This is a genomic window from uncultured Microbulbifer sp. (assembly GCF_947498635.1).
Classification (GTDB): domain Bacteria; phylum Pseudomonadota; class Gammaproteobacteria; order Pseudomonadales; family Cellvibrionaceae; genus Microbulbifer; species Microbulbifer echini.
The window spans coordinates 1-839 of sequence record NZ_CANMKV010000108.1; the positions used below are offsets into that span (position 1 = coordinate 1).

The 839-nt window shown below is 63.8% G+C and carries 1 protein-coding gene; it reads left to right on the forward strand.

Annotated elements, in window-relative coordinates; all coding sequences use genetic code 11:
• Positions 1–839, forward strand: an 839-nt coding sequence (locus Q1A69_RS20020) for a hypothetical protein (protein WP_299589659.1), incomplete at both ends; no start/stop codon positions are given.

Sequence of the window (839 nt, forward strand, 5' to 3'; positions counted from 1 at the left end):
GTCAGCGCCAAGGCGGAGAAGAGCTCGGCAGACGGCATTAAAAACCGCTATATGCGCTACGACCACAACGGTCAGTTGCTGGCGCTGCTGGGCCCCGCCTTTATCGGTGCCAGCGACAGCGCCCAGAACAGCCCCGACTTCGACGGTAGTATCAGTACGGTATGGATACGCACCGTCAGCGAGCGCCGCTACGACGCCCTCGGCCGCCTGGTATACGAAGGCCAGCGCGGCCTGCAGAATGCCAGCCTGAATGATGACGGCAGCGCCAACGGCACCCAGCACGGCCAGATCCAGGCCACTGCCTACAGCTACAACCGCCTCGACCAACAGGTGTACAGCCTGGACGCGGACGGCGGCCTGACCTACCAGCGCCACGACGCCGCCGGCAACCTGCGCAGCGAGACCCGCTACGACCAGCGCCTCACCCTCAACGGCAGCGCCTGGGACGGCAGTGCGGTCAAGCTCAACCTCGACAACAGTGCCGAGCACTGGCGCAGCGACGCCCAGGCCCTGCGCAGCAATGAGTCCAGCAGCGGGCGCACGACCCATTACCAGTACAATGCCAATAACCTGGTGACCAAAACCGAATCCGATGCCGGGGTCTTCTTTGACCTCAACAACCTGGTGGCCCCGGACTCCACCAGCGGCGATCAGCAGGAACTGCAAAACGGCTTTAGCCTCGGCAGCACCCAGAGCAGCCAAGCGCTCTACGACGCCAACGGCAACCCCATTATCCAGATCGACGGCAAGGACCAGGCCAGCTTCGCCCTCTACGACAGCGCCGGCAACCGGGTACTGGAAGTGGACCGCCTCGGCTATGTCACCGAGTATCGTTACGA